This window comes from Bacteroides sp. OF04-15BH (genome assembly GCF_003477995.1).
Lineage (GTDB): Bacteria > Bacteroidota > Bacteroidia > Bacteroidales > Bacteroidaceae > Paraprevotella.
This window is the reverse complement of sequence record NZ_QUEM01000093.1, coordinates 266-1539: the sequence shown is the minus strand read 5'-3', so window position 1 is coordinate 1539 and position 1274 is coordinate 266. Positions and strand designations below refer to the sequence as shown.

Sequence of the window (1274 nt, the reverse complement as noted above, 5' to 3'; positions counted from 1 at the left end):
GTAATAGTTGAAAGCGGTCTTGTCGGCGAGGAACAGCGAGCGTTTGATGTTGCTTTCGATAGCCCCCTTGTCGGGTGAGAGCGTGAAGAAAAGTTCGTGGAAACGCCGCACGTGCGACTTGGCTTCCACGGGTCTGTTCTGCGCCATGTCCTGCGAGAGTGCCAGCATCAGGCTTTTGCCGTTGTCGAGGACGTATATCTTCTGCCGCTGCTTTTCGGCGAAGCTGTACGAGTTCCACACGGCAAAGCCCGTCACCAGTGCGCACAGGCAGATGAATACCAGCGCAAAGAGCCGGATTTGCCGGAAACTCGTTTCGATGTTCGTTAATGACTTAAATTCCATATACTAAATATTGATGTTGGTTATTTGAGTAGTTTCCCGGTTACTTTCCCGCTTGCCGCACCGACCGCCGCCCCGGCGATTGACCCAGCCCGTGCCACGTTGCGGTTATAGGCAGACGTACCGCCAGCCGACACTATCCAGCTTGCCACCGTTGGAATGGTGAAGTAGCCCACGATGCCGATAATCATAAAGATTACATACACGGTGCTGCTCCCGTCAGGAATGAAATTCGGGTCTGAAAGCTGCTCGATGTCTTTTTGTAGCATCAGGGTTTGTATGCGTGCCAGCACGCTGCTGAACAAGTCCGACACGGGTAGCCACAGGTAAATGGATATATAGCGTGAAATCCACTGGGTCAGCGTGCTTTGGAAACCGTCATAGACGGAAATCGCAAACGCCAGCGGACCCAGTATGCTTAACACGATTAGGAAGAACGTGCGCAGCGTGTCTATAATCAGCCCCGCCGCCTGAAAGAGCATTTCCAGCAGTTCCCTGAACCAGTCCCGGACGGACTTCTTTATATTGTACGCCGCCCTGTCCATATACATACCCGTCATAGTTACCATATCGGAGGGCGACCAGCCCAGTTCTTCCAGTTGCCTGTCAAATTCCTCGTCCGAAGCGAGGTAAGCCGTTTCGGGGCTACGCATCAGGGCTTCATATTCCAGTCGGTCTTTCTGTGCCCGGTATTCGTTCATGTCGAAAGTCTGCGTTTCCATAAGTTGGTTGCACCCTTTCACCACTGGCGACAATACCGTGTTGATAGTCCCCAGCACGAACGTGGGAAAGAACATGATGCACAGCCCCAGCGCAAAGGGACGCAGGAGCGGGTACACGTCTATGGGTTCGGCACGTGCGAGCGACTGCCACACTTTGGCGGCTACATAGAACAGCGCACCCAGCCCGGCTATTCCTTTGGCTACCCCCGTCAT

At 53.8% G+C, this 1274-nt stretch carries 2 protein-coding genes; both read right to left on the bottom strand.

Going from position 1 to position 1274, the window contains the following annotated elements:
* Positions 1–342 (bottom strand): conjugative transposon protein TraK (traK, locus tag DXA74_RS15935; protein ID WP_118529103.1); only part of this gene is annotated, 342 nt, incomplete at its 3' end.
* A 20-nt stretch (positions 343–362) separates the two neighbouring features.
* Positions 363–1274, bottom strand: a 912-nt coding sequence (traJ, locus tag DXA74_RS15930; protein ID WP_233550593.1) for a conjugative transposon protein TraJ, incomplete at its 5' end; no start/stop codon positions are given.